Here is an 822-nt window from a genome sequence, read left to right on the forward strand (position 1 = left end):
GCCACCTCGGCCAGCACCGTTCGGGTTTCCCCCGCGCCGATACGCACCACACCTAAACCACTGAACGCCGGACCGTATTCGCGGCCACGCTCGCTCAGGTGCTTGCGTAAATCGCCGCTATCCTCCCGGTTCTGATTTGCAGAGCGCAACGACGAGATATCGTGGGCGGGCGGCTGCTCGTCCACTGCGACATGCAAGACCGCGGACGCTCGGCGTCCCTCCCCGTCGAGGTCTTGCGTTTCAACTGTGAAATCGGCGACGCCGGGCGATGCCACCACCGCCGCGGCGTCAACCGTCGTCTTCTCATCCAGCAAAAGCTGCCGTTCGAAGTTGATGTCGAGAACTTCGCAAGCCTCGCCCACGACGGTACGCGCGGCGGCGACTGCCATTTCGCAGTAGGCCGCCGCGGGAAACACCACCAGATCGCGAACCCGGTGATCGGCCAGCCAGGGCTGGGCGACGGTGCCGACCTCGGCTTGCCACACATGGCGCACTGGTTCTTCAGGTAAGCGCACGTGCTGACCCAGCAGCGGGTGCACCGACACGGCACTTCCACCAGATGCCGGAGATTGCTGCCCCTCGGGGGTTAACCACAGCCGACGGCGTGTCCAGGTCGGCAGGGGCGCATCCACCAGGCGCCCGGAGGGGTAGAGCACGGAGAAGTCGACCGCAGCCCCGGCACTGTGCAGATCCGCCACGAAACCGCGTAGGCCGTATGCCAAATCTTGCTCATGCTCCATGTCGCCCAGGACCGCGAGCGGGATGTCAAGACTGCGCGCGGTCTGCTCGACAGCATGGGTCAGCAGCGGGTGCGGCGCCAAC

At 65.8% G+C, this 822-nt stretch carries 1 pseudogene; it reads right to left on the minus strand.

What is annotated here, in order from left to right:
• A pseudogene (locus BST47_RS30110) lies at positions 1 to 822 on the minus strand (polyketide synthase dehydratase domain-containing protein); the annotation flags it as partial.

Source organism: Mycolicibacterium tusciae, assembly GCF_002086795.1.
Classification (GTDB): domain Bacteria; phylum Actinomycetota; class Actinomycetes; order Mycobacteriales; family Mycobacteriaceae; genus Mycobacterium; species Mycobacterium tusciae.